The sequence below is a fragment of the Pantoea ananatis LMG 2665 genome (assembly GCF_000710035.2).
Lineage (GTDB): Bacteria > Pseudomonadota > Gammaproteobacteria > Enterobacterales > Enterobacteriaceae > Pantoea > Pantoea ananatis.
On the sequence record NZ_JMJJ01000004.1, the window covers coordinates 998,815 to 1,020,857 of the forward strand.

Below are 22,043 nucleotides of genomic sequence, written 5' to 3' on the forward strand. Positions count from 1 at the left end.
GGGGCGGTTTTCCATGATGTAGGGCGGAGTTGACAGCATGACCACACACAACGAACAACCTCTTTTAGCCATCAGCGGCGTCAGTAAAGGCTTCCCGGGCGTCAAAGCGCTGGACGATGTGTCTTTCAGCCTGCGTAAAGGCGAGATCATGGCGCTGTTAGGTGAAAACGGCGCCGGAAAATCCACACTCATAAAAGTCCTGACCGGCGTTTACACCCGGGACAGCGGCACAGTAACGCTAAACGGCCAGGCGATTTCGCCGCACAGCACCGCCGAAGCCCAGGATATCGGTATCGGTACGGTTTATCAGGAAGTTAACCTGCTGCCCAACATGTCGGTGGCAGATAACCTGTATATCGGGCGTGAACCGCGTCGTTTTGGCATGATCGATCGTAAGCGCATGGTTCGCGATGCCGATGCCCTGATGCGTAATTACGGTTTTGCCCTTGATGTCACCCGGCCCCTTGGCCACTATTCAGTCGCCATGCAGCAGATCATTGCCATCTGCCGGGCTGTCGATCTTTCTGCGCAGGTCCTGATTCTGGATGAACCTACTGCCAGCCTGGATGCCAGCGAGGTTGAAATGCTGTTTACCCTCATGACGCAGCTGAAAAATCGCGGCATGAGCCTGATTTTCGTCACGCATTTTCTGGATCAGGTTTATCGCATCACCGACCGCATCACCGTACTGCGCAATGGTAAATTCATCGCCACGCATGACACGGCAACGCTGCCGCAGATTGATCTGGTGAAACTGATGATTGGCCGTGAGCTGATGGCGACCGCGCTGCAGCGTCAGGGCAGCACGCTACGCAGTAATCAGCCTGTGGTGTCTTTTGAAGATTACGGCAAGAAAGGCACGATCGAGCCTTTCAGCCTGCAGGTCAGGCCCGGCGAAGTGGTGGGGCTGGCCGGACTGCTGGGGTCCGGACGCACTGAAACGGCCGAAGTGTTATTTGGTATTCGTCGCGCCGATCGCGGTACGGCAAAGATCAAAGGCAAAGTTGAACACATTCGCACGCCTGCACAGGCCTCACGCCTGGGCATGGGGTTCTGTCCGGAAGACCGCAAAACCGACGGTATCATTGGTGCGGCCTCGGTGCGGGAAAACATTATTCTGGCCCTGCAGGCGCAGCGCGGCTGGTTACGGCCGATTAAAAAACGGGAACAGCAGGCGATTGCCGAACGTTTTATTAAAAGTCTGGGTATTCGCACGCCGCATGCAGAGCAGCCCGTTGAGCTGTTATCGGGCGGCAATCAGCAAAAGGTTCTGCTGTCACGCTGGCTGGTGACAAAACCGCAGTTCCTGATCCTGGATGAACCGACGCGCGGCATTGATGTGGGCGCTCATGCGGAAATTATCCGCCTCATCGAGTCGCTGTGTGCTGATGGTCTGGCGCTGCTGGTTATCTCTTCAGAGCTGGAAGAGCTGGTCGGCTACGCCGATCGTGTATTGATCATGCGTGATCTGAAACAGGTGGCTGAAATTCCACTGGAGCAGCTTTCAGTGGCGGCAATCGTTAACGCTATTGCTGACGGAGGTACGCAGCATGCTTGAATCCCCGGTCACCGCGACCAAACCTCAACGTCGCAAGTTCAGGCTGCCGCCCGGCATGCCGCAGATTATTGCCCTGTTGCTGGTGCTGTTAGTTGACAGCCTGGTCGCGAATAACTTTTTTGCGATTCATCTTCAGGACGGACGGCTGTTTGGCAGTCCGATCGACATTATCAACCGCGCCGCGCCCGTTGCTTTACTGGCCATCGGCATGACGCTGGTCATCGCCACCGGCGGGATCGACCTGTCGGTCGGCGCCGTGATGGCGATTGCCGGCGCCACCGCCGCTACGCTGACCGTCGCCGGGCACGGTGTACCCTTTATCATTATGGTGACGCTGGCCAGCGGTCTGGCCTGCGGCATATGGAACGGCATTCTGGTGGCCTTACTCCGTATCCAGCCGTTTGTTGCCACGCTGATTTTAATGGTCGCCGGACGCGGTATTGCTCAGCTTATTACTCAGGGGCAAATCGTAACCTTTAATAATGACAGCCTTGGCTGGTTTGGGAATGGGGCGCTGTGGTTGTTACCGGTGCCGGTCTGGATAACGGTGGCGGTTGCGTTGCTGGTCTGGCTACTGGCGCGTAAAACCGCCCTGGGGCTGTTTATCGAAGCCGTGGGCATTAACCTGCGCGCCGCGCGCAATGCAGGCGTGAATGGCTGGCTGGTGGTGATGTCCACCTATGCCATCAGCGGCCTTTGCGCGGCGGTAGCCGGCCTGATTGTGGCGGCGGATATTCGTGGCGCAGATGCTAACAATGCCGGATTGTGGCTGGAACTGGATGCGATTCTCGCCGTGGTCATCGGCGGAGCATCCCTGATGGGCGGCCGGTTTAACATCGTGCTGTCATTGATAGGTGCGCTGATTATTCAGTCGATGAACACCGGTATTCTACTCTCTGGCTTTCCGCCAGAGTTGAATCAGGTGGTGAAGGCGATAGTGGTCATGTGCGTTCTGCTTCTGCAATCCCCGCGCTTTATTGCGATGTTTAAACGGAGACGTCCATCATGATTAAACGTCATCTGCCTCTAATGATCACCCTACTGGTGTTCGTCATGGGCTATCTGTTTTGCCTGAGCCAGTTTCCCGGCTTTGCTTCCACGCGGGTGATCTGTAACATTTTGACGGATAACGCCTTCCTCGGCATTATCGCTGTCGGTATGACCTTTGTGATTTTATCGGGCGGCATCGATCTTTCGGTGGGGGCCGTCATTGCGTTTTCGGGTGTATTTTTGGCAAAGGTTATCGGTGACTATCACCTCAACCCCGTCCTGGCGTTTGCCCTCATCCTGAGTATGGGAGCGATGTTTGGTGCCATGATGGGCTGGCTGATTGATGCGCTGAAAATTCCCGCATTTATTATCACCCTGGCGGGCATGTTTTTTCTGCGCGGCTGCAGTTACCTGGTCTCTGAGAATTCTATTCCGATCGATCATCCTCTTTACGCCACGCTGTCCAGCATGGCATGGAAGGTTCCGGGGGGCGGGCGGCTCAGTTTGCTGGCGCTGATCATGCTGGTGGTGGTGGCGGGCGGGATCATTCTGGCGCATCGCACTCGCTTTGGTAATCAGGTTTATGCGATTGGCGGCAGCCTGACCTCCGCGCAACTCATGGGCGTTTCAACCCGCGCCACCACCATTAAGATCTACATGCTGTCGACTACCCTGGCGACGCTGGCCGGCATTGTGTTTTCCATCTATACCTCGGCGGGCTATGCCCTGGCTGGATTGGGCGTGGAACTGGATGCGATTGCCTCTGTAGTGATTGGCGGAACCTTACTCTCGGGTGGCGTAGGCACGGTGCTGGGCACCTTGTTCGGCGTGTTAATTCAGGGGCTTATTCAAACCTGGATCAACTTTGACGGCACGCTCAGTTCCTGGTGGACCAAGATTGCTATTGGCATTTTGCTGTTTGCGTTTATCGCGTTACAGCGCCTGCTGACGGTAATTTGGGATCGTCAACGGAACGCGCCGGTGAAACGGCTGATTCAATAAGCTAAGGGCGGCGCTGATGCGCCGCTTTTTTGAGTAGCAGGTGGCGCAACCCATAATCGGTAATGGTAGGTGAGAGAGCGTGAGTGAATAAGCATTGCCTGAACAGGGATTATTCATCGTGTGGGTGCATGCGTTGTATCACATCATGCCAGCCTGCATGCTTTCTCAATCACGGATAAAGCATGTCCATTCCCTCTGCGTTATGTCGGTTTATTATTGCTAGCAGGTCATAACGCATTTGCAATGAATGCCTGTCCTGTACGTATTTGGCCTGTTTCAGAAGACGTTAACGACGGCCCGCCTCTTTTTTCACGGCAGAATAAGGTTAATGATGGAGAAGAGGGTGCCAGCGGTATAACTGCGTCACCGGATTGCCAGTCTGGCAAGCGCTGGATTTACGCCTTTATCAGCGCGATGTCGCTGATTAGCGAGAGTAAGAGGGTGACGTTTAGCCGTGAAACGCTTTGTTTTTTCCAGGCAGTGCTAATATCTTTGAAATAATGATGGCAAATAACAGAGACCTGCTGTGGGAATGAATAAAACCTATAAACCCTCGTTAAAAGGGCTTCTGTGCCTGCATTCTGTTGGTTGCATAGTCATTACTGCACTCATGCTGATATTGGTGGTGGGCGTTGTTCTTAAGGTTCTGACTGAAAAAAGAATTATTGAATCTAACACCGCCTATGCCCGTAAGCTTGCTGATATGACCGACAGTACATTCAGAACGGCACAAAAAGAGCTTGCATACAGTGCCACTCAGATTAAACGTTTTGAAGACAAACAGGCACTACAGCAAGAAGCTGACAGATTAAGACTGCAATCGGATATGTTCAGTTCAGTCGTGATGCTAACGCCAGACGGTTACGTTGCGGCATCCTCTCCACCAGGTTTACTGCCTGTTGGTACGTCTTTGAATGTTGCCCCTGAGCAGTTGATGGCGGTAAAAAAGGGGGCGTTCGTATCAGAACCCTTTACACCTTCCACAGGTAACTATCTCATTTTTTTGTCGAACCCGATCTATTCCTCTTCGGGGGCGTATCTGGGTTATATTGCAGGATCTATCTACCTGAAAAGAAAAAGTATTTTAAGCCGCCTCATGAGCCATCATTTTTACACTGATAAAACAACGATCAGCATTGTTTCAGATACTGGAGAAGTCATTTATTCACCTGATGAGATGCTTACAGGAAAAAACAATCCTTTGACTACCAGCCTGACGACGCGGCTGAATCAGGCCAGCAGCGGTGGATTAAAGACAACGTTAGAACAACGCGACTGCCTGTTAGGCTATTCAGACGTTATCAAAACCAACTGGCACGTATTCGTATGCGTTTCGCCTGACGTGGTCAGCACGACACTCACGCTTATCGCTAAAGATGTGTTGGTTTATGGACTGGTGATAGCATTGCTATTGGTCGGTGTGAGCATCTTTGTTTCCACGCAGATTTCCAAACCGCTCGAAAGACTCGCTGGCCTGACCCGGTCTACTACAACGAAGGATTTGCCTCCCAAAATCAAGGGTATAAAAACGTGGTATAAAGAATCTGACCGGCTGAAAAAATCTTTTTTGGCTTATTCGAACACAATTAATAAAACGTTGGCCATATTACGTGATGATGCAATAACCGATCATCTGACCAAACTGTATAACCGACGTGGATTTGAGCAACTTACCGCGCCTTACCTCTCTGCTAAAAACGAACATAGTCTTGCCTCTTTCGATATCGATTACTTTAAGCGCATTAATGATCACTATGGGCATGATATCGGTGATAAAACGTTAGTTGCCGTCGCGATGTTTTTAAAAAAAGGCTGCCGCACTAACGATATTGTTTGTCGGTTTGGTGGCGAAGAATTTGTTGTTTTCTTTCCGAATACACAAATCTCAGAGGCTGAATCTATTGCAAATCGTATCCGTGAACATATCGCATGTGCGCAATTTAGCGAAATAGGAAAAATGACAATATCAGCTGGCGTGGAGAGTTTAGCTCACCATAACAACGATATTGAGGAAACATTGCTTTCCGTTGACCAATGGTTGTACCAGGCAAAGCATGAGGGGCGAAACAGAGTTGTTTCTGCCAGAAGTAAACTGATTTCGTCGTAAAAAATGCACTGCACGACGTCAAGATTATCAACATTGAGATCTCAGCGTCGTGCAGTGGACAAGGGTGAAAAATCGTTAAAAAAGCTAACTACTTCTTTCACAGACGAAAAGTGGCGTAGTCTCAGAGTAAAAAAGCCAGGCTTTATCACCGTAAGGCCTGATTTTCAGCAGCAGAGGCTTCCCTTTTTCAATAAAGAAATCAGGTAACCATTTTCTTTGATCCTGAACGCTCATGGTCATTTGTGGCGAGTTGATGACCAAATCTGAGTTAAGGTGATAATAATAGCCCTGTTCTCGATAGGAGAAAGATATGGTTTTACTTAAATAACCATCGGCTTTATTTTTTTCATGAAGCGTACCAGAGAGAGCCAGTATACCTTTGCCATTCTGGATGTTTTGAGAAATGAATAAATTTAGCGTGCTATCTTGCCACTGATAAGAAATATCCGCTTTACATGATATACGGTGTTCCCGGTTTCCACTAAATGGATACAATAAAAGAGCGATAAAGCATAGCCCTGTCAGAACCAGAATTTTATTCATCATTGAAATTCTTAACATAATAATGAGAGAGACAGTTTGCTCGAATTGTAGCGTGCAAGGGGTGCTGGCATTGAAAGTAAGAGAGTCTGTCAGCATTTTTAAAAGATGTCATATAGATATATTGACTGTCTTTACAATTGATATCCAAATCATCTACGCGTTTTTTTAACTCAGCGCTATTGAGCCAGGCGTCTGAGTTATTAAAAATCACGCAGCCTTTATAGTCCATGCTGTGAGCGAAAACGGGCTCTGCCGATTGCGGTTCGACTTTGATAAAAATAAAAATACAGCAAAAAGAAACGAAAGTGATGGCGGTAAAAAACACATTTTTAAAAGAGAGTCGTGCTAACAACATTTCTGTTGTGGGTAGCCATGGCGAGTGATCACGTTGACGTGTTGAGGGTAAAACCGTCTTATCATCTTTATCATCCTCGACATCTGCGTGCTGTAACACGGCTGGAGATGCTCCCTCGTGCGATTCTGTGTTTTCTTCTGACGAAAGAGGTTCATAATTTTTCTCACTCAAGACAGTTGCTGAAGAGGCTGTAACGGTATTTTCTTTCATCACCACGGTTTGTGGTGACAGAATAAAACCACGCCGGGGCATCGTTCGAATGATGTCTTCCTGCAGTCCGGCTTTACTCAGTGCGCGCCTGAGGCTGGATATATTCTGATAGAGGGACGTAGAGGTCGGCTCCATGCCAAAACGACGCCATGCATAGTCAAAAAACTGTTGATGAGTGACTAACTCACCGACATTTTCAATGAGCAACTCGAAGCATAGTGATGCTGAAGCACTAATGATCGCCGGATTGCCTCTGCCAGTAATTCTTTTTTTCTCGGGTTCAAAAACCAGAAAGTGATTAAGTGTAATCTTTCGGCTCAAAGTGCTCTCCATCTGTACCAAAAGAAATGGACATGAATACCCATCTATTGAAAGGAATTAATAGATAAAAATTTGTTATCTGAATCGACATCAGCATAGTGCTGAATAATTTCCAAATCAAATTAAATAAAAGAGTTTTATTTGCATGCCTTTGGCTTTTTTAATTTAAGTGGAATATAAAATACATGATTTAAGTTGTAAGTAATTGATTTTATTGTTTATAATTTTAAATTTAATTTAATAAAAAATAGTAATGTTTTTAGAGGGAACCTGAAGCGGGTTTAGGCTTCTTATGTAGCCCGCTGTCGCACGCGAAAGACAGCAGATAACGATGTTAAAACGCGCAATTAACTTCTCAAAAATTTCTCTAATAGTAATTATATACATTCTCATTTGCCCTGTCAGTCAGGCGTTCTGGTCAACGGCAGGTGTCAGATTCATTTGAACTCTCATTGGTTTACGCGCTTGCTGCCGTTCACTGCATCATTCAAAACAGACGTTGTTGTCAGCATACGCACTCATATGAAAAACGCACATACATACTTTAATAAGCCGTCAGCGCTATCCACATCAGAGGTAGGCGTAGCTGCATGCGCGCAATCCTCAGGTCGCGCAGACAGACATCATGCGACCAGGGGGGTTGGGCGAGGATAAAATCTGCAAGAAAATAATGTGCAGGGTTGTTAAACCAACCAGATTAAGCCCAGATTGCAGACTGAGCGGAACGAATACACCCTCCATTTTCAAAGAACCTCTACCTCAATGATACTCATCGTCACTGCAGCCTGAGATCACGCATCAGCCGTGGTTTAAGTAAATCACGCGAGAATTCAAGGTGGGCATCACAGAATCTTACGTTGCTTCGTTTAACGTTAAGGTATTGCATTTCAATGGGGCGTTGATGATGTTTTTAACTGCCCTCACTTACCTGTGTCATGCTGTATTTATCCATACCTGCGACATTATGGCTTAGCAACGCATCGTAGATATCATGTAATCAATATCCCGCTGTAACAAACACCACTCTCATCGACCTGACAGAATGTCTGTCGTTTCCTGATCTCCTGACGTTAAGTATCGAAAAGTGCGCTACCCAGGCCTGAGGCCCAATGTTCTAAGAGCGTCACGGTTTGCACCGCACTTTCTTTTTCAAACATATTGCTGATTTAACGGGAAGGTAGGATAAAACGGTAAGCTTTTCTGGTACGACTATCTGACTAAAAGATATGGCTGTGAGTCAATGTAAACCAGTAATGAACTAAAGGAATGAAAATGGTCAGGAATGAAAAATCTTAAGTAATGCATTCAGATTGAGTGACTAACGACAGCGTCAGGCTGAACGTTTGTCTATTTTAAACGTGATTAGTAGGGCAATGAAACAGCGTCAATCAGATGTGACGGCATGGCGTTGTGTGTACTGACGCTTCGACACAGAAAAAAGTATGAAAAGGAACTGGAAAGGGCAGTCTAATCCGGCAGGTGTCCATTGCAATCTTTAAAAGACGGGTTTTCACGCAGTGATAAGTAAATATTTGGAGTTGATGTGTATGTTCTTTTCTGAATTTATTTATAAATCAATCAAAAAAACATTGCTTTAAATGTGGCATAGGGTATGTGTCTATCTTATTGATTTTTAACAATAAAAAACAAAAGATTATTTTATAAAAAAAGAGATTAATTCATATGGCGATTTCAATGTTTAACGTTATATTTCTCACCGCATTAAGCCTGAGCGGCTTGTGTCGATTTTTTTATACAGAGATAAGGAAGAATAACGTGTCTTTTAATAAAACAGTATTAGCGTTGAGTTTCACCACCAGTGCATTATTTTGCCATTCAGCCATGGCGGGAACCGACATTAATGTTCATGGCATCATTGCGCCGAACGCCTGTACAGCAAATGTTGTAGGCGGTGAGGCTCTTGACTGGGGGATTACTCAGCACAAAGATCTTAATCAAACCGCGGTCAATACCTTTGCAGCGAAACAAGTGACATTACAGGTAAGTTGTCCCTCAGCGCAGAAAGTGGCATTCTGGGCGACCGACCCCAATGAAAGCAGTGCTATGGTGGGTGTGAATACCAATAACAGAAGTGGGCATGCAGATAGTACGCGTATTTTTGGTTTAGGGATGGATCCGGTAACGGGAAATAAATTGGGGAATTTTACCATCAGCCCTGTTTCATCAACGGTAGACGGCGTGACCAATACGACCTCTTTCGGTTACCAGAATAGTGGTTCGCATAGTGGTACTGCGTTTGGTCGTGTGTTAAATGCCAATTGGAGTTATAAGAAAACGGAAGACTGGACACCATGGGATGAAACGACTAGTGCACCAGCCTCAGGGAAAGTTATTTCATGGGTGTTTGACATCGAACCGCAATTAAACGCCGGAAATATGATAACCAATGCACAACAGGTTGACTGGCAGGGTACTGCACAGATTAACGTACGTTATTTCTAATTTATTTTTTTGAGAGCGACAGCAGGCATCTCCCTATGAGGTGCCTGATTTTGACATGCAAAAAATATATTATGTTGTTACTGTTATTTTCTTTTTAATTTTTATAGCACCAGTGCGGAGTGAAACGCTACATTTTGATTCTAATTTGATGGCTGCGAATGGTATCACTTCTGCGCAGCTTGATAATGCACTTAATCAGCATGTAATGCCAGAGCGAGAAACGGAATCTGATATTTACATCAATGGAAAATATATTTTATCAGGAAGGGTTTTTTCGGTTAAAAATGCAGCGGTTTATTCGGAAGACATAAAATTAAAAGCAGGAATAAAAGCGTTAGCATGGTCGCCCTACAAAGCCAGAAATGGCAGTAAATATTTTTATCTGGATAAACAGATTCAGGCTAAATTTGATCGGGCTAATAATACCTTACGGTTATTAGTCCCTGTAAAATATCTGATTAATCCAGAGGGGAAGCAAAGGTTGAGTGGCGGGAACGGGGCATTTATAAATTACAATACCTATGCCTATCGCTTTTCAGGAGGAGAAACCTCCCTCAACAGTATCAATACAGATTATGAAGCCGGAATTAATATGAACAATACGATTATTCGCTCACATGGTTACTACAGTTCCTTTAGCAGCCGTAACGCACGTACGGCGGTTAACACGATACGTGATGGCTATATTGAGCGAGACTATCAAAATGTTCGCGTCCGCGCAGGACGAACAATCGTTAGCGATGGTGGGTTTGGCACTGGCTATATTGATGGTGCCATCATCTCCTCCGCCAACGGCAACGCGACGGCATTTGTGAACTTTAATTATGAAGCTGCAGAAACGCTGACTGTCGAGTTCTGGCAAAATAACTTGCTTCTCTGGAAACAAATCATTCAGAAAGGCCATGCGGAACTGCGTAATATTCCGGTAGCTGGCTTTAGTGATGACGTCAGGGTATTGGTTAAGCGAGACGGGCAGATCGTTGACTCGCGCATCATCTCACGCGCGCAAATCACCTCTGACCAGGATGGTAACGCGGGCTATTATGCTTTTACGGGACGTACCGTTAGCGGCAGCAGAAGCACGGTAAGCGGCGCCGGTTTCTCCAGAACGCTAAATTCAATCTTCGCCCCATCGGTCGCTATGGTCACTGCGTCAGGCTATCGCGGGCTTACGGTCAGCAATACGGCTTTCGAAAAAGATTTTCGCTTTCGCTCCAGCCTGACAAGCGTACAAAATGAGAAAAACCAGAAGGGCCTGAGTTTGGATGTTTCAGGCAGCTATAAAAATACCAGCCTTAATTTTAGTCGTAACAGCCGGCATTTTAGCTATATTGGCCAGGCACGACTCGGGAATTACAATGCACAGCGGAGCAGCATTGGTTTAACGCAGACGCAGCAGTTTTCCTATGGCGTGACAGGAAGTATCTCGTTAACACATTATCGTTTCTACGATGCGCCTGGTTTCAATTCATTGTCAGGCAGTCTGAACTTACCTGTGGGAAAAGCTTCGTTGGGCGTAGGTGTCTCCTACATGTCATTAAGCCCCGGACAAACGCAAAAAGATAAGATCAGCCTCAATCTTTTCTTGAGCCTTCCACTAAGTTTCAACAAACACAGCGCTAACTGGCGAAGTCAGTATTACACGTACGGTAACAGAGCGCGCCTGTCGAATTCGCTCAGTGCGCCGGTATCTAAAAACTATACCGTGACTGCCAGCCAGATGCGTACGTCGGGCGCGGGTCGTTCAGAAAGCTACTCGCTGGATAATGCCGTCATTACACCTTACACCACTGCGGATGTCTCGCTCTCCCAGGGACGAGATGCCGGAGGCGTATCGCAGACCACCGCGGCATATTTATCCGGTGCTGTTGCCATTAGTAAAGAAGGCGTTATTTTCTCACCAAACCGTATTGGCAATACCTGGGCGGTGGTCGACACAGGCGTCCATCATTATCTTGATGTCGCCTCATTACAAAGTAGTGCGGTCACCAATCATGATGGAAAAGCCATAATTACGCCTGTCGCTGAAGGACGAAATGATTTTATTCGCGTTAGCCCGGAAGGTCTGCCATCAGGTGTAATCATTAAAAACAACGTCAGAGATTTTTCAGCTGTTCGTGGATCGGTGCCGTTCTTTAAATTTGGCATAGCGGATAACCGTTCAATGCTGTTGAAATGGAGCCACAAACCTTCTGACATTCATCAGATTGATCTTTTTTATGACGGTTCTGGAAAATTAATTGCCCGTTTCATCGACAAAGATATTCTTTTAATCGATGAAAAAGATATCGGAAAGCTGGAATCAGAAGGTATGTCGTCACCTACGCATTTAAATATGCAATGTAAACTTTCATCTCGTCGTCTGAATCAACAGGAGAGTATTAAAAATGTTATTTTCAACTGCCATGCTTCGTAACGTTTCTATGAGTGTTTTCATATTTACAGGTCTTATTCATGATGCCAGTGCCGAAATTCTACCTTCATCATCAGCGGTGTTGATCGAGTCAGGTAAGCAGGAGTCGACTATTGATATTAAGAATAATGGCGATAAAAGTGTGCTGCTTTACAGCAAAATCCGGCGTCTACCAGACGATAATCTTGCCGGTGGCACACTGTATACTGAACCTCAGGCTATTGTAATAGGTCCAGGCGACATCCAGAGCATTCGGGTAATTTACCGTACCAATACGCCGGATGTAAAAGAGCATATCGCGCGCGTCGTATTTACAGGATTACCACCTAAGGATGAGGTCAGCGATGGAAAGGTGAAAATTCTCATTGGGCAAGATCTGCCGGTCGTAGTTAACGTCAGAAAAGATATCGAGCAAAAAGATATGTGGCAGCGCGTACAATATCAGTTAGTCCGCGGCGATCTCTGTATAAGTAATCCCAGCGCTAAAGTGTTCCGTTTCTCACCTTTGGTTAATACAGATGAAGGCGGATCGAAAATCACTTTTACGAAGCCTTATGTTCTTCCGCAGGAGACGTTGTGCGCTACACCTTCTCATCCACTTTCAAAGGGTATGCATCTGAGCATCACCAGCGTCAGTGATTATAATTATCAGTTAAAAACAAACAAAGTCACCCTGTAGTTTATTGCAGGCGCGCCTTTGAGGTTTACTGATTCGCTATGGAGATAACATGTGCTTAGGGTTATCGGGAAACATGGAGAAAATGTTTTTTTAACGGACAAAGAAATTGCCGTAATAGGGTTTTACATGACCGGAATGAAATTACAGCAGATTGCGTGCCGGACAGGCATGGATGTGCTGAAAATTCGTTACCACAAACGCAGGGTGATGCGTAAATTAGGTGTGAAAAACAATAAGGAACTTATTCTCTGGTTCATCGCCAACCGTCCCTCTTTTAGTCTTGAGGAGAGGGAGGGTTAGTGCAAAACGAGGATTCATCCAATTAATAACCATCGGGTGTACGTGGTTTGAATATTTTGGCGAACGCTCTCGGCACTGTGCCGGCGATATGCCTTCCTCTCCGCAATGTATGTGGGCAGGTGCAGGGAAGGTTTATGGCGTTGGAGGCGGTGCTGGCAAAACGTTGCGAGGAAAAGGGGGCTTTTGGCCGCTGTAGGGGGGAAAGATATTGCCGGAGGATTCTGCGCCTTTCTGTAACTGGCGGGGGATGAGTTACAGACAGGCGCAGATAATACCCTTTCTGGTTGTGTAACGTCCTAAAATTGTTATCTCAATGTTCTGAGCTGAACGCTTTATTGAATATGAAAATAGCGAGAGGCTAATAAAAAACAGTACATCCGATATTCTGAGAATGGAAATCTGTTCTGTGTGGCTTCGTGCTTAGGGTTTCTATCAATTAAATGCGGCGTTTTTAGAAATTATGATGCCGGTTTAGCGGGGCATGTTAATCCGGTACGTACAATCCGGAATTATCTTAGCTAGTCGTTCACTGAATGCCACCAGGTTAGGGAAGGGGGCATTTTTATATGGCGTTGGGATGATGAATGACAGGTTGGGATTTGAAGTTAATTGTTAATTAAATATTTTTTTTGGTTATTTGTGGAGAGATAAAAAATTATTGCTCCAGTGGAGGGGTTGTGACTTTTATGGATAATGCAAAACGTTGTCTGACATTTACTGAAAATGAAGTAGCGGTTACCTGGTTTTTTATGACCGGGATGACAGTAAGGCAAATAGCCGAATGGATGAATCTGCCGGAGAAAGCAGTCAGTTATTATAAACGGAGAGTGATGAAAAAAATCGGCGTGAAGAATGATAATGAATTCATTATGTGGTTTTTGGAAAGCAGGCTTTCTTATCAGAGGAGCGAGATTGAATTTTCTATCCTCCGTCAGAATAAAAGAGCGATCAGGATAAAGTAAATGTTGCAAAAGGATTTAATTGATATGGGAATTAAAAAGAATGTAAGATGCATCCTTACCAGCCTGTTTTTACTGTTATCACTTACAGGTTGTAGCCCTAGCATTTCGTCAAAAGCAAACAGGCAAGACTATACGCTGAGCCATGATTATTCTTCACTCGCCCAAAACGAACGTATTCGTTTCCTGGTTTTTCATTACACGGCCGCTGATAACGCGACATCGTTAAAACTTCTTACAGGTAATAATGTCAGCGCCCATTACCTTATTCCTGAGTCGCCTGACAATACAGCAGATAAACCCCTCATCTATCAACTGGTCCATGAAGATAAGCGCGCCTGGCACGCCGGTGTCAGTAACTGGAATGGGCGTGTCAATCTCAATGATTCTTCTGTCGGTATTGAGATTGTTAATCGTGGTTTTTCAGAAAATATGTTGGGACATAAAACCTGGTATCCCTACGATGAAAAACAAATCAAGGCGCTTGTCGCGTTGTCCAGGCGTATTATCCAGCGTTATAATATTACCCCTGATAACGTAGTCGGTCATAGTGATATCGCCCCCCTGCGAAAACAAGACCCCGGTAAGCTGTTTCCCTGGAAACAACTGGCTGCTCAGGGGATCGGGGCCTGGCCGGAAGCAGAGAAAATAAAAAAATATCTCAACGGTCGTCTACCAACCGCACCTGTGAATGTTCATAAAATGCAGGTGCTACTTAAAACCTATGGATATGATGCTATTCCACAAACGGGTGTGCTGGACGAGGAGACTATAAAAACCATTCAGGCGTTTCAAATGCACTTCAGACCGGCGCTTGATAACGGCATACCTGATGCGGAAACAGAGGCAATTGCTCAGGCGCTTAACGAACAGTATCGCCCAAAGGCCATTGATTGAAGGGATCATCAACTCAAGGCCAGGCAGCGACTTTGAGCATCGGGCTGTTACGGACGCCAGTCACGCAGAGGCGGTGTGCTGGGTGGGCGGCTAACGGGCAAACGTTATGTTTAGGCTGACTCCTTATAAGGGCTCCTGTCAGTTTGTGAACGGAGCCAGACGGAGATTCATATCGCAATTTTACCGTGTTGGCTGTTGTGGATTTAACACCTGGTAAGGCATGTGGCGCGTTTCGCCTGTACTCGGCTTTGCCTTCAATACGTCAATCTGACGGGTTGAGGGCAGGAGCCAGCGCGATTGTTCGTTTTCACGCCCGACATGCTAGCAAGCGATGCGTGGTCACCTGTCAGGCTTGCCTGCACCATCACATTTTCCAATGACGCCTCATCTTGTAACTTCTCAACTCGCGTGACAGTATCGTTACATGTATATACATGTACTACCGTTTACGCATCCATCCGTTCAACAATAGGTCTCAACACACCGCGTATGCTGTGTTCCAGTGAGGAAACTATGCCAGCTGAATCACCTGCAGCAGATTATTCAGGCGCAGAGAAACCGCGCCTGTCAGAAACCCGTTCGATTGATTATATCCCGCCGCGCGAACGTCACGGGCAGCCTTTCAGCCAGTTTACCCTCTGGTTTGGCGGTAATCTGCAAATCACCGCCATTGTCACGGGCGCGCTGGCTGTGGTTCTGGGCGGCGATGTGGTGTGGTCGCTGGTTGGGCTGCTGGTCGGCCAAATCATCGGGGCGGGCATCATGTCGTTACATGCCATTCAGGGCCCGCGCCTGGGGTTACCGCAGATGATCACCAGCCGCATGCAGTTTGGTGTATTCGGTGCGGTCATTCCCCTGGTGCTGGTCTGTATAATGTACGTCGGCTTTTCTGCCAGTGGTACGGTGCTGGCGGGACAGGCGCTGGCGAAGCTTATTCACGTCAGCAACGCGACCGGAATGGTGGTGTTTAGCGCCCTTATTGTGGTGATTGCGGTGCTGGGCTATCGTGTGATTCATCAACTGGGGAAACTGGCGAGCGTGATCGGCGTCCTGGCCTTTGCCTATTTATTCATCACGCTGCTCTCCACTCACGATTTATCGGCGGTATGGCAGAATCGCCATTTTACGCTGGCTAACTTTCTGCTGGCGATCTCGCTGTCTTCCTCCTGGCAAATTGCGTTTTGCCCCTATGTCTCTGACTATTCGCGCTATCTTCCCGCCGATGTTTCCGCAAGGACGCTGTTCTGCTCGGTGTTCTTTGGCAGCATGACCGGCACCCAGGCATCAATGACCCTGGGCGTGATCGTTGCCGCGATCGCCGGTAAGGCCTTTTCAGGCAATGAGGTTGGCTATATTGTGAGTCTGGGCAGCAGCGCCACCATGGCGATGGTGATCTATTTCGCCATCTGCTTTGGCAAAATTACGTTCACCACGTTAAATGCCTATGGCAGTTTTATGTCTCTGACGACCATTGTGTCGGGTTTTCGCCAGCAAACCTCGCTCAGTCGGGCGGGGCGCGTTATGTTTGTCACCTCAATGGTGACGCTGGCCTGCGTTATTGCCCTGCTGAGTGAACCGGCTTTCCTGAAATCCTTTACGCACTTCCTGCTGTTTCTGCTGGCTTTCTTTGTGCCCTGGAGCGCGATAAGCCTGACTGATTTTTATCTCATCACCCATGGCAAAGTAGATATCCCGGCGCTGTCGCAGCCAGACGGGCGCTATGGGCGCTGGAACGGGGCCGGTATTTCGGTCTACTTTCTGGGCGTGCTGGTGCAACTGCCGTTTATCGATAACCCGCTTTATCATGGTTCGCTGACCTGGATCTTTGCCGGCAACGACATCTCGTGGATCATCGGCTGGATTGTGACGGCGCTGCTGTGGCTGCTTGCCTGCCGGTGGGATCGGCGGGGCAAACTTGAAGCGTCTGTCTGCCCGGCCAAATAACCGCGAGACGATCGCCAACCGCGGCGATCGTCTCGCATCATGTCCAACATTCCCGTCTGTTGCCGTCTGCCAGGGCAGGCTTGAACCTGTTACCCTGCGGGGAATTTTCCAGGTGTGCAGCCGATGACGCGCTTAAAGGCTTTTCTGAATGCACTTTCTGACTCGTATCCCAGCGAGGTGGCAATATGCAGTACAGAGTCATCAGTCTGTTGTAAGCGGTCGCAGGCCAACAGCATTCGCCACTGGGTGAGATAGGCAGCAGGAGCCATACCCACGGTTTGGCTAAAGTGTTGTGCGAACGCCGAACGTGACATTCCCACTTGCGTGGCGAGCGTTTCCACTGTCCAGCCCTGTCCGGGGGCATCGTGCATACAGGCTATCGCCGCGCTCAGCTTTTTATCGCGGAGAGCAAAGAGCCAGCCAGTGCGGGGAGTTGTGCTGTCATCGGCGTGCAATCGCAGGGCCTGTATGACCAGCATAAAAGCCAGTTGCTGCACGATAAGCTCGCTGCCCGGCTGAGGGTCGCGCACTTCCTGAGCCATCCGTTCAAGTGCCCAATACATCGCCTTTTTATCTGCGTCTCTGTGAACATGCACCACGGGTGATAAGGAATGCAAAAGCAGGCGTGCAGCGCGGCCAGCCAGTAAAAAATGCCCGCCTACCAGAAAACAACCTGACGTTTCGTGCGTTTTGGTTGCGATATCGGAAATCATTTCAGTCCGGACGGTCTGAAAATCGACCGGTTTTTGCGTTAAGTCTGTTGCCAGTCTGAAAGGGGGGCCGGGAGGTAAAAGATAACACTCTCCAGCGGTGAGCCTGACGGGCTCTGCCAGTCCCTCAACGGACAGCCAGCAGGATCCAAACACGACGGCATAGCATTTGACCCCGTCATGAGCGGGCCACTGGACTGCCTGTGCAGGATCAAGAACAACACCGCCTGAAACGTAACTTTCAGTTTTGAGTAGCGATAACAACTGTGATAGCGGGTCCATAGTCTGCTCCGGACGATCGGACATAAAACAGCGACGTTCCAGCATAGAATGTATTACGCCTCCCGTCTAAATTAGCTGCATCGGGTTGTTAAATGATGGCTGATTCACAGTAAGGACGAACAGGATGCGAATTTTTCTTACCGGCGCGACGGGATTTATCGGCACCGCGGTTGCCGCTCAGCTTATTGCCTCCGGCTACCAGGTTGCAGGGCTGACCCGAAGCCAAAAAGGCGCGGAAGTGCTGGCTGCTGCGGGTGTCGAACCCTTTTTGGGCGACATTAACGATCTTCAATGCCTGCGGCGCGGCGCGTCACTAAGCGACGGGGTTATTCACACAGCGTTTAATCATGATTTTTCCACGTTTGTCGCCCAATGCGAAAAAGACAGGCTGGTGGTTGAGGCGCTGGGTGAAGCCCTGGCGGGAACGCAGCGGCCGCTGATCGTCACGTCCGCCGTCGCGCTGGGCTCTGCAGGGCCTGGCAGCCTGGCAGTTGAAAACCACGTTAACGTTGAACACCGCAATCCGCGTAAGGCGACAGAACGGGGCGCAATGGCGGTCTTAGAAAAAGGGATCAATGTTGCCGTCATCCGGCTCTCTCAGGTGCATAATCCCTTGAAACAAGGGCTAGTGACCTCATTGATTGAAACGGCCCGGCAAAAGGGCGTCTCGGCCTGGGTGGGCGAGGGTCAGAACCGCTGGTCGGCAGTACATATCAGTGATGCTGCACGGCTTTATGTCCTCGCCCTTGAAAAAAATCTGGCGGGCAGGCGCTATCATGCCGTAGCAGAAGAAGGTATTCCCCTGCGCAGCATTGCCGAAACGATTGGACAGGTGCTTAATGTGCCGGTGGTACGCATTGGGGCGAGTGAAGCATCAGCACACTTTGGCGCGTTGAGCAAATTTGTTGCAGAGGACATGTCTGCTTCGGCTGCAATCACCCGCAGGGATCTGGACTGGAAACCACAGGGGCCCGGCTTACTGGCTGACCTTGAGCAGGTTCGTCTGCGTTAAAGGGATAACAACACTGCTCTGCCAGGTCCGCTGCACTCTAAGTGGACCTGCTCAACGTAATATGCCCCGCCAAAGCGACATCGTTCTGCCCGTCGCCCACCGCAGGCGTGAGTGATGCGCCGGGAGTATGCTTTCCCCCGGGAAAACCCCTTTTTCAACTGACGGGTAGGAGTGCGTGCCTTCTGCAAGATGACGGCTTTGTCTTTGACGTGGCGGTTATGCGGCAATCGTGCCTGTCTCGCTCGGCATGTTTTGCACCGAAGCCAGGCCTGCCAGGCCTTGCTGCGCTTTCGCGTATTTCCCACGCTACCAGCAGAGCATGTCGGTTGAGTGAAACCGATGGCGATATCTTACTTGCCCGAAAGTAAATAAGTCTTATTTTCAGTCGGTTATGAACACAACGCCGCTAAAAATGGCCGCCTTACGCGGTTTTTATCCGATTAAAGAGGCAGTGGGTCAAATTTTTCATAGACTACTATACGTAATCACGTCGTTCGCAGATAACCGAGAAAACAGCGGTTACTGATTTTAGTGACCTTTCATACAGCCGAAGGCTGTCGATTGCTTGAGAAGGGAAAATGATGTCGTTGATCTTTGATGAGTTCTCTGGGGTGCCAACTTGGGTGCCTGCGGTTTTACTGGTTATCTTTTCGTTAATTGTGGGCTTTCTGTCCCGATTTGTTCTTTTTGTGTTTATTCGCTACTGGCAAAATCGCGACAGAAAACTGTTCAAATCGCTTGAAAAGCATCTACGTGGATCCCTGTTTCTTTTTATTCCCCTACTGCTCATCAATATCGGGGTGAATTATATTAATATCCCCCCAAAATCCCTGAATTTTATCACCGCCACCGCCAATATTTTTATCATCCTGTCCGTCTGCTCGGTATTAATTCGGTTGACGAATGTGGCGCAGGATATGCTCTTCATCCGTTATGACATTAATCTGTCGAATAACCTTCGCGCCCGCAAGATTCGTACGCAATTAATGTATGTCAAAAAGGTCGCCATCGTCATCCTGGTGTTATTCTGTCTGTCCATGATTCTGCTGAGCTTTCCGGGTGTGCGTAAATTTGGCACGACGATTCTGGCGGGTGCTGGCGTAGCCGGAATCATCATTGGCTTTGCACTGCAGAAGTCGCTGGTGAATCTGTTTGCCGGAATCCAAATTGCCTTCACGCAACCGATAAAAATTGACGATGCCGTGGTCGTGGAAAAAGAGTGGGGCTGGATTGAGGAGATCAATCTGACCTACGTTGTCGTGCGTATCTGGGACCTGCGCCGACTGGTTCTGCCCATTACCTACTTTACCGAAAATGCCTTTCAGAACTGGACGCGGAATAACGCGCAAATACTCGGCTCGGTTTTTCTTTACGTGGATTATTCCATGCCGCTGGAACCTCTCCGCCAGCATTTTGAAAAAGTACTCAGTGAAACGAGGCTTTGGGATCAGCAGACGCAGGTGCTCCAGGTCACCGATACCAGCGAAAAAACCATGACCATCAGGTTGTTAATGACCGCACAGAACTCTCCCACGGCCTGGGATTTACGCTGTTACGTACGTGAGAAAATGATTGAGTTTATTCAGCAACATTATCCGCAGAGTTTGCCGCATGTCAGAGCGACGCTGACCGATTCGGAGATGAACGGCCAGGAGGCCAGGTCGCAACCGGGTTCGCTTGGGTGACAGCGCACAGAATACAGATGCGCCGGACGGGGCATAAGCGCTATTGTGCCTGTGTCTGGCGCACTTGTGCAGCCAGTCAGCGGATTCATTCGTTCATCGACCGTTTATCTGTTGTTAGTGAACTGCTCTGAAATCAGGCCCTTACTGGCGAATTTATGACTCACAGGACGTCATGATGAAGAAATTTTTGGCATTAATGTTTGCGTGTACTGCCCTTGTCCCCTTGAGTGCTGAGGCCGACAGTACCTATGTTTTTTTTCGTCATGGCGAAAAACCCGACAACGCAAGTGGTCAACTGACCTGCAAAGGTCTTAATCGGGCCTTGAAACTTCCTGCAGTGTTGCTGAGCCGCTATGGAAACCCGGATGCGCTTTACGCCTCTGCACCGAAAGAGGATAAAACAGGGAGTTCGCTGCGGCCACTCTCCACGCTGATCCCTCTGGCGGTGCAGGTTTCCAGGCCTGTAATACTGCGCTTTCACGCGGATAAACCCCGTAAACTGGTCTCTGACCTTCTCAATGAGAAACGCGTTCCGCTGACCATGATCGCCTGGGAGCATAAAAATCTGGTCATTGCTGCCCGGACACTTGTTGAAAAAACGGGCGGAGATGCGGGGCTTGTACCTGACTGGCCGTCAGCGGATTTTGATTCAATTTATGTGGTAAAAATTGACGATCGCCAGCACTTCAAATCATTTACTCAGGATGCAGAGGGGCTCAATGACGTTTCATCCCAATGTCCTGACCAGTCATAATTCACGAAGCCGGGGTTTACTGTGTGGCAGAACGGCATCCAACGCGTAAAGGTGGCGAGAGCCTGTTAATATTTTTGACAATCGGTTAAGCGGGATGCGTTTTGATGGACAAAAGTGATCTTACTGAAACGTCTCGGATCAAACATGGGGAAGAGGCGTTTGACGTCACCTTATTGCAGGTTAAGGGGGCGACGCGCTGTATCCTTTTTGCTGCGGGGCTGGGCGGCAGTCCGCTGCGCCATCTTGAACTTCTCCAGACCTTTGCCCGCCATGGCGTTTCCGTTGTCGCGCCACACTTTGAACGGTTGACCTCACCCGTGCCCACCAGAGCTGAATTACTGGAACGCTGCCAGCGGCTTGCGCGGGCTCAGAATGAATTTTGTAGCGGTTATGCGTCGGTTACCGGTGTTGGCCACTCCCTGGGTAGCGTGATTTTATTGCTGAATGCCGGGGCTGTAGCGATGACAAGCGCTGGGGAATCGGTTGTTTTCGCAGGCGACCGGATGTTGCATCGACTTATTTTACTGGCACCGCCCGCCGATTTTTTCCAGGTTCCGTCTGCGCTGGCAGCGGTGAACGTACCTGTTCACATCTGGGCAGGTGAAAAGGACAGCCTGACGCCCCCGTCCCAGGCCTGCTTTCTTAAACAGGCACTGGAGGGTTACACGCAGACTTATCTCTGTGTGATGGAAGAGGCCGGGCATTTTACCTTCATGAATACCTTGCCTCCGCAGGTAACCGATTCACATCCGTCGCGAGAGGCCTTTCTTTTAGATTTGGGCGAAAACATAGCCCGGCTGGTGACTGATTAGCACAGAGGGCGGGGCGATGAGATTTTTGCAGGGATAACCTCTTCCAG

At 48.6% G+C, this 22,043-nt stretch carries 19 protein-coding genes; 16 read left to right on the top strand and 3 right to left on the bottom strand.

The genetic code is table 11. The features are described from left to right. Positions 1 to 37: 37 nt before the first annotated feature. The 5 genes from EL29_RS06545 to EL29_RS06565 all read left to right on the top strand — a co-directional run bounded on the left by EL29_RS06545 (position 38) and on the right by EL29_RS06565 (position 5,657). On the top strand, positions 38 to 1,558 hold the full coding sequence (locus EL29_RS06545) for a sugar ABC transporter ATP-binding protein (RefSeq protein ID WP_022622728.1): 1,521 nt from the start codon (positions 38 to 40) through the stop codon (positions 1,556 to 1,558). After that, positions 1,551 to 2,567, top strand: a complete 1,017-nt coding sequence (gene ytfT, locus EL29_RS06550; RefSeq protein ID WP_014593626.1) for a galactofuranose ABC transporter, ATP-binding protein YtfT — start codon at positions 1,551 to 1,553, stop codon at positions 2,565 to 2,567. Before EL29_RS06545 ends, ytfT begins: the two co-directional genes overlap by 8 nt. Further along, complete coding sequence (gene yjfF / locus EL29_RS06555; RefSeq protein ID WP_014593627.1) at positions 2,564 to 3,550, top strand: galactofuranose ABC transporter, permease protein YjfF; 987 nt, start codon at positions 2,564 to 2,566, stop codon at positions 3,548 to 3,550. Before ytfT ends, yjfF begins: the two co-directional genes overlap by 4 nt. Before the next feature lie 120 nt (positions 3,551 to 3,670). Next, positions 3,671 to 4,051 (top strand): hypothetical protein, encoded by a 381-nt coding sequence (locus tag EL29_RS06560; protein WP_024471565.1) that lies wholly within the window; start codon positions 3,671 to 3,673, stop codon positions 4,049 to 4,051. A gap of 25 nt (positions 4,052 to 4,076) precedes the next feature. Further along, entirely contained in the window at positions 4,077 to 5,657 is a 1,581-nt protein-coding gene (locus EL29_RS06565; RefSeq protein WP_028715093.1) for a sensor domain-containing diguanylate cyclase, read from the top strand. Between the two features lie 84 nt (positions 5,658 to 5,741). On the opposite strand, the gene EL29_RS06570 is transcribed toward EL29_RS06565, so the two are convergent. Beyond that, the gene (locus EL29_RS06570; RefSeq protein ID WP_014605915.1) at positions 5,742 to 6,203 is read right to left on the bottom strand and encodes a YqeJ family protein; all 462 of its coding nucleotides are present in this window, start codon (positions 6,201 to 6,203) and stop codon (positions 5,742 to 5,744) included. Continuing rightward, entirely contained in the window at positions 6,193 to 7,098 is a 906-nt protein-coding gene (locus EL29_RS06575; RefSeq protein ID WP_014593630.1) for a winged helix-turn-helix domain-containing protein, read from the bottom strand. The genes EL29_RS06570 and EL29_RS06575 overlap by 11 nt, the downstream gene beginning before the upstream one ends. 1,671 nt (positions 7,099 to 8,769) lie before the next feature. On the opposite strand from EL29_RS06575, the gene EL29_RS06580 reads away from it, so the two are divergent. The 7 genes from EL29_RS06580 to EL29_RS06610 all read left to right on the top strand — a co-directional run bounded on the left by EL29_RS06580 (position 8,770) and on the right by EL29_RS06610 (position 16,741). Further along, complete coding sequence (locus tag EL29_RS06580) at positions 8,770 to 9,549, top strand: DUF1120 domain-containing protein (protein WP_013025673.1); 780 nt, start codon at positions 8,770 to 8,772, stop codon at positions 9,547 to 9,549. Positions 9,550 to 9,604: 55 nt separating this feature from the next. Next, a complete protein-coding gene (locus EL29_RS06585; protein ID WP_028715094.1) occupies positions 9,605 to 11,965 on the top strand; it encodes a fimbria/pilus outer membrane usher protein in 2,361 nt (786 codons plus the stop codon). Further along, positions 11,937 to 12,641, top strand: coding sequence for a fimbria/pilus periplasmic chaperone (locus EL29_RS06590; protein ID WP_013025675.1), 705 nt, complete (start codon positions 11,937 to 11,939; stop codon positions 12,639 to 12,641). Before EL29_RS06585 ends, EL29_RS06590 begins: the two co-directional genes overlap by 29 nt. Before the next feature lie 51 nt (positions 12,642 to 12,692). After that, positions 12,693 to 12,941 carry a helix-turn-helix transcriptional regulator gene (locus EL29_RS06595; protein ID WP_013025676.1) on the top strand — a complete coding sequence of 83 codons (249 nt, stop codon included), beginning with the start codon at positions 12,693 to 12,695 and terminating at the stop codon, positions 12,939 to 12,941. A gap of 686 nt (positions 12,942 to 13,627) precedes the next feature. After that, a complete protein-coding gene (locus EL29_RS06600) occupies positions 13,628 to 13,903 on the top strand; it encodes a helix-turn-helix transcriptional regulator (RefSeq protein ID WP_028715095.1) in 276 nt (91 codons plus the stop codon). Positions 13,904 to 13,927: 24 nt separating this feature from the next. After that, positions 13,928 to 14,797 (top strand): N-acetylmuramoyl-L-alanine amidase, encoded by an 870-nt coding sequence (locus EL29_RS06605; RefSeq protein ID WP_459542266.1) that lies wholly within the window; start codon positions 13,928 to 13,930, stop codon positions 14,795 to 14,797. A gap of 513 nt (positions 14,798 to 15,310) precedes the next feature. Further along, positions 15,311 to 16,741: a purine-cytosine permease family protein gene (locus EL29_RS06610; RefSeq protein WP_028715097.1), complete on the top strand. Its 1,431-nt coding sequence runs from the start codon at positions 15,311 to 15,313 to the stop codon at positions 16,739 to 16,741. A gap of 89 nt (positions 16,742 to 16,830) precedes the next feature. Here EL29_RS06610 and EL29_RS06615 read toward each other — a convergent pair whose 3' ends face one another. Next, positions 16,831 to 17,733 carry an AraC family transcriptional regulator gene (locus EL29_RS06615; RefSeq protein ID WP_421930406.1) on the bottom strand — a complete coding sequence of 301 codons (903 nt, stop codon included), beginning with the start codon at positions 17,731 to 17,733 and terminating at the stop codon, positions 16,831 to 16,833. Between the two features lie 124 nt (positions 17,734 to 17,857). Here EL29_RS06615 and EL29_RS06620 point away from each other — a divergent pair, with 124 nt between their 5' ends. The 4 genes from EL29_RS06620 (at position 17,858) to EL29_RS06635 (ending at position 21,996) form a co-directional block, all read left to right on the top strand. Next, a complete protein-coding gene (locus tag EL29_RS06620) occupies positions 17,858 to 18,745 on the top strand; it encodes an SDR family oxidoreductase (RefSeq protein WP_014593635.1) in 888 nt (295 codons plus the stop codon). Positions 18,746 to 19,326: 581 nt separating this feature from the next. Beyond that, on the top strand, positions 19,327 to 20,430 hold the full coding sequence (locus EL29_RS06625) for a mechanosensitive ion channel family protein (RefSeq protein ID WP_015700371.1): 1,104 nt from the start codon (positions 19,327 to 19,329) through the stop codon (positions 20,428 to 20,430). Between the two features lie 172 nt (positions 20,431 to 20,602). Further along, on the top strand, positions 20,603 to 21,184 hold the full coding sequence (locus EL29_RS06630) for a histidine phosphatase family protein (protein WP_014593637.1): 582 nt from the start codon (positions 20,603 to 20,605) through the stop codon (positions 21,182 to 21,184). 104 nt (positions 21,185 to 21,288) lie between these two features. Continuing rightward, entirely contained in the window at positions 21,289 to 21,996 is a 708-nt protein-coding gene (locus EL29_RS06635) for an alpha/beta hydrolase (RefSeq protein WP_019105268.1), read from the top strand. The last annotated feature ends 47 nt before the right edge of the window (positions 21,997 to 22,043 follow it).